We start from the raw sequence: 5488 nt of genomic DNA, 5'->3' as shown, positions 1-5488 counted from the left end.
AGTAGATTTAAAACTTTGCAACAGAACCGTTCGTCACATCTTCGATCAATTTCTCTTACGATTTTCTCATCCACATTTCTTATTCTTACTTCCATATTAATTCCTCCAATTTAAAAAGGATAGCGAAAAGGAGCCTATCCTTTTTGCTATCCTACTACCCTCCTTTTACTATCCTTCACTATCCTTTCACTATCCTATTTTTAAATATTTTGTTCCCACATTTATTTTTGAGAAACGTAATAGGCACAGCCTATTGGAACACTTTTTTTAAAAAGTGTTCCCACGTTTCCTTATGCTCTTTACAAATAAAGGCTTTTAGAGACGTTCTGGAATTTTAGATTCCTTGAATTGTTCCCATTCATCAATCAATTGGCTATAAGTAGCCATTAATTTTTTTCTTGCTCTTGTTGCTTTCGAATCAACAAAAAATCAGTTTGATTCGTTAATTCTAAATATTCTGTTCGGTATTCAATGTTCATCGTACCCGTTTTACTACATAGTAACTGATTATGACGTTCTTTCACTTTGAATAACTGCTCCTTCTTTAAGGTTTTTAACTCCATGCCAACTATAAGCACAATCCTGTATAGAGGAATCATTTTCAAACGATTCTCCATAATTATTTATCTTTCATTGGAAGTTCTAAATCACTACTGTTCCAAAAAATGTATGGTTTGTTTTGACGAATATTACTTCCATCTAACCACAATTTTCCGATGCCATATCGTAGGCTTGCTTCGACTTCATAAAAATTGTAGATCTCTTTTCTTCGATCTATTGCTTTCATTTCCTGGCCATTTTTTAAAATAGATCTGATGCCCTTAACAGTAGATTCATGGATACTCGTGTGAACGATATCCGTATTGATCAATTCGTCATATCTTCCAAAATCAACATTGTACTCATAACCAAGAAGTGTCGGAATCAGGTCAATTTCAATTTCTTTTTCAATTGAACGTTTAATAAGTTTCGTGGATACATACCCGACAAAAAAGAGAATAATACCCACTTCAAACAAATACATGTGTCCATTTACAAAGTGAATAAACGTCAATAAAAAATCCTTCACTCCTTTTGTTGTTCTTCCAGATTGTTCAATTTGTTTTATTAAAGTCGCTAGAATTGCATTTACAACAATTAAATCGAATAGGCTTTTGAAAAGTTTTCCTGCTGTTAATTTTTGCCTGGTAAATTGCATGACTAATTGAGTAAAAATAGACAATAGCATGACAAAAATCAACGTCATTAGCACTGTAAAAATGTCTGATGCTGCAATCCTATTGGGATCATTTATCAAGTAATAAGCCGTTCCAAATACTCCAATCGAGTAAACGGTTAAATCAAGAATAAGTCGTGCCCCGTAACTACAAAGTTTTCCTAATGGCCATAATTGCAATACCCAAAATTTCTTTCGTTTGCTATTTCTTTTCAGAGGAAGCCAGGTGTGTTCAATCCAGTCGTCCGATTTCATTTCGATTTCTTCCCTAAATTCTTTCCTTTAACGTTTTCCTTTGCTACTTTAGCAGCGATAGGTTGCTCAATGAACCAATTTTTTAAGTAAATAAAAACTACTACTGGATATACTTCTTCCTTTTTCTTAACTCGTTAGCTATTTTATACTCAATATACTCCTGCTCTAACACACACAAACAATCATATACCTGATCCATAGTCTCCCCAGAAGCTAAGGACAACCCATGAAGAAACTCAATCGGCAAAGAAGCAACTGTTTTTTCCCTGGTAACCCAAGAAGACAAAGTCCCCTGCTTAAAACCATAAAGCTCACAGAACACTTCCACAGATAATCCCAAACGACCAATGATAAACACATTAACAGGATGTGAATAGACATAATTTTTTAACGACATACAACTTCCTCCATGATACATAAGACTGCATACGCAGTTATAAGTATACCACCTACACGTAGCTAGGCAAAGGGAGCAACACCTACAGAAGTATCATAGATATATTGTATAGGGCAATTTGCACCTTTTATTTTTCAACCTGTATCTACTTCAAAAAGATTCACTTCTTTAAGAGGGTTCAAGGGGGTTGATAATTGTCTAAATGTCTCTTCTACTAAGCTCTCGTTGAGTCCAAATACCTCTGTGATCCTTGTTGAATAATCTAGTCTCTTTTCTTTACTTAGTTGAATAACCCTCGCGAACAACGTTTTGACTGAAGCAATGATCATTCCGCCATTTCTTCCTCGTGTTACCTTGTAGAAGACTTTATTCTCCTCTCGTAACTCATTTAAGATCTTATCAAGTGTTCGCTTGGGCATCGTTAGTTGTGAAGCCAATTCTTTTTTTGACAGGTTCAAATAAGGCTCACTAGCAAGACTTTTTTCGCTTAGATAAGCCAATAGATCTTCTTTCCATTCATTTTTATGACTATATTTTCTTTGATCTCGTGGCTTTTTAAATTTCCACCAGCCACGTCGTTGAATGAACAGATCATTATTTTTTAAGGTTGGTGAAACCCATTGCTGGCACAATTCAATAATGAATTCTCTGCTTGCTGCTTGATAATTACCAGAATAAGCACTACGTACAATCTTTACTAATTCTGCTTCAGATAGCGGTTCCTGTAACCGTTCGTTGAATGTGAACATATTGTATTCGCAAGTATCCAATGCATAACCTGAAGAGTAATAAGCTAAAGAAAGCGTGAAAATCACATTATTTCGACCAAGACGTCCTTCTCCGCCGACGATGTTTGCTTTATGAAGTAACATATCGAACCACGGTTCATCTACTTGACGAATTTCTTTTTTCTCAGGAAAGACAATTAGTTTTCGTTCTCGATCTTCTTTTGTTTTTTGATCTGATTCAAGCTTCATCGACCATTGAATCCAGTCAGCAAAAGAATACTGATAGTTCATTTCTTTAAAAACAATATTATTTTCTTGTGGGAATCGAGCAATTCCGAAGTGGTTACATCCTAGATCCACTCCGGACAATTTTTCAGCCAACTGTAGACGAATTGTTTTTGAAATTTTTTTTGCTACATCGATCACCTTGAAATTGCTTTTCTTTGTGACATAGCCTGGTGTCTTTAGTACAAAATAAACTTGATAACCATGATCTGATTCTAAAATTAGCGTTGGCATGTAGCCCACTTGATCTAAACAGGCTAAAATAATTTCGCCTTGATGGTTCTCTTTTGAATCGATATCAACTACAAATGTGTTGATTTGACTTAAGTTTTTCTCAGAATGACCTTTAACCACTGTTCGATAATCATCCGCATAAGTACCAAAGCGATAGGTATTAGGTGTCCAATGCGTTAGTTTCTTTTCGTTCTCTAAAATAGCTTCTTCCGAAGTAATGACCATACCACGCCCAACATTCATTAATTGCTTGCTACGGTACGCAAAGATAGCACCACTCCTACTGGAATCAATATGACCTGCAGGTTTCATGGTGCTGTTTCGATATTTGTATGTACGTAAGCCGTTTTTAAGAATAGCTGAATAAATTTCGCTCAACATCGATTGTAACGTCCTTTCTCAAACAAAAAGAGAACACAGTTTAGCTTTAATCTCAGCCATAGTATGTGTTCTCTCTTCAGTGTTTAAGAATATTTAATTTAAGTACACTAAATAAACTTTCTTCTGTTGAGTTGCTCGCCTTTTTTTGGTAGAATAAAGGCAATCGGAAAAGGTATCCGATCAACTTTTAATATAAGTAGTTGGTAGCTACTTACATATTCTTGAGACGAGCGTGAACACATGTCCTAACCATGTGATTCAGAAATAATTGATTCTGCTAAAATCAATTATTTCCGTCTCTTTTTTTTATGTAATTTTTCTGTTTAAAGAGTACCACTGCTTTTGCTACTTTGTAAATAGTGAATTATCTGTGGTTTCTATAGAATTAAGTTTACCTCTTTTCACTCTAAATTGTCAACGCAAAACGCACAAATATATTTTGACATTTTGAATATATCTGATATACTGAATATAGCAAATATATTTAGTATATCCACTATATTCCTTATAAAGTCTGAATTCTTATCAATTTGGAGTATATTAGATATATCGAATATATTAAGTATATGAAGTATACTAAATATATTTAGTATAGGAAATTGGAGGGAACTATGGAAAACTTACGGACTGCATTTAAAACATCAGATAAACTAGGAAAAGTTGTAATGCTTACAGGTAGAAAAGGCGGCATTGGTAAGACTACAGACAATGATTTATTAGCGATTGTTTCTAGTCAACTTTTTGAAAAAGACGTGTTGCTAATTGATTATGACCAACAAAGAAATACTACTTCCAACATTGGATCAACGTATCAAATTACTAGCTTTGATCGATCCATGTCTGCAGCAATCAAAAAAGGGGACTGGGTTTCAGGTATTACTCAAGTAAGTCCACATTTATATATTATGGCTGGCTCTCCTGGATCTGAAGAACTTAATGAATACTTGTCCGAAAAATATCCTGATCGTCGTAAGAGATCATTGGCCTTCATTAAACCTTTAGAAGAATTGAGAAAAAATTTCGATTATATCTTTATCGACTGCCCACCATCAACAGATAATGTGGTTCGTGCATTCTTAACTGCTGCAGATTATATTATTGCAATGCAAGAATTAAAACGGTACGCAATGGAAGGAACAGAAGATTTTATTAATAAAGTTTTAGTTCCGATTGTCACGAATTTTGAAGAGTCTCATCTTCAAATCATTGGAATTTTGCCTGTTCTTTTCTCAGTGCGACGTTCCTCTCAACACGCAAACTATCAAAAAACAATTGATAAGTATGGTGAATCAAACATTTTTAAAAGCATTGTTAAAGGCTCGGATCGGTTAGAAATGTATGGTGAGAATGGTATCCAATTAAATGATTATGTAGATCGAAGATGGTGGGCTATTTTTGCAGACATCTTTACAGAATTAGAAGAAAGAATTGAATACTATGAACAACATGGTGATATTGAAGGATTTGATTATACACCTAAATATGCTGACTCAATGGCCAATCATATCCTACCTCTTGGAAAGGAGATTAAACTAAATGGCATTATTACCAACGAACAAAGATAAGAAGAAAATTGGTGCTGAAGATATTTCAATTAAAGATGATATTAATGTCGAGTTAGGGGAACGAAAGTACACTGCGAAAGAAAGAAAACCAGTTCAAGTAGATCCTCCCGTACTAAAAACCATTCGGGATCTTAGTTATGCAAAAGATATTCCTATGTATGAAATAGTCAAACTTGCAATGGACGCCTATGTTGATACTTTAAACGACGAGGAACGGATTATATATAATAGACGATCAAAAGATTAAAATATAGTAAGTATACTAGATATAGTAAATATATTTAGTATACTTACTATATTTTTAGCTTTATTAATCCTAATCCTTCAAAATATGTGTATTGTTTGGGGGTATACAACATTCACAAATTTTATTGTTTCTAGTTTTTACTATACTAAATATGGTTCTGTTGCAAAGTTTTAAATCTAC

At 34.1% G+C, this 5488-nt stretch carries 6 protein-coding genes; 2 read left to right on the top strand and 4 right to left on the bottom strand.

The genetic code is table 11. The annotated features are described in order from the left end of the window. Positions 1-386 precede the first annotated feature (386 nt). The 4 genes from RV13_RS19950 to RV13_RS19935 all read right to left on the bottom strand — a co-directional run bounded on the left by RV13_RS19950 (position 387) and on the right by RV13_RS19935 (position 3496). Positions 387-599, bottom strand: coding sequence for a hypothetical protein (locus RV13_RS19950; RefSeq protein WP_002324171.1), 213 nt, complete (start codon positions 597-599; stop codon positions 387-389). 20 nt (positions 600-619) lie between these two features. Beyond that, positions 620-1471 (bottom strand): hypothetical protein, encoded by an 852-nt coding sequence (locus tag RV13_RS19945; protein ID WP_002287227.1) that lies wholly within the window; start codon positions 1469-1471, stop codon positions 620-622. Between the two features lie 100 nt (positions 1472-1571). Beyond that, positions 1572-1868, bottom strand: coding sequence for a replication control protein PrgN (locus tag RV13_RS19940; protein ID WP_000053907.1), 297 nt, complete (start codon positions 1866-1868; stop codon positions 1572-1574). A 134-nt stretch (positions 1869-2002) separates the two neighbouring features. After that, the gene (locus RV13_RS19935) at positions 2003-3496 is read right to left on the bottom strand and encodes a primase C-terminal domain-containing protein (protein WP_000947691.1); all 1494 of its coding nucleotides are present in this window, start codon (positions 3494-3496) and stop codon (positions 2003-2005) included. Between the two features lie 611 nt (positions 3497-4107). Between RV13_RS19935 and RV13_RS19930 the strand changes: the two genes are divergently transcribed. Both RV13_RS19930 and prgO read left to right on the top strand, forming a co-directional pair. After that, a complete protein-coding gene (locus RV13_RS19930) occupies positions 4108-5061 on the top strand; it encodes a ParA family protein (RefSeq protein WP_000429439.1) in 954 nt (317 codons plus the stop codon). Next, positions 5033-5308, top strand: a complete 276-nt coding sequence (prgO, locus tag RV13_RS19925; protein WP_001196543.1) for a DNA segregation protein PrgO — start codon at positions 5033-5035, stop codon at positions 5306-5308. Before RV13_RS19930 ends, prgO begins: the two co-directional genes overlap by 29 nt. Positions 5309-5488 lie beyond the last annotated feature (180 nt).

It is taken from the genome of Enterococcus raffinosus (assembly GCF_001886185.1).
GTDB classification, from domain to species: Bacteria; Bacillota; Bacilli; order Lactobacillales; family Enterococcaceae; genus Enterococcus_A; species Enterococcus_A raffinosus.
Note: the sequence above shows the minus strand (reverse complement) of the source record. Positions and strands in the feature narration are given on the sequence as shown.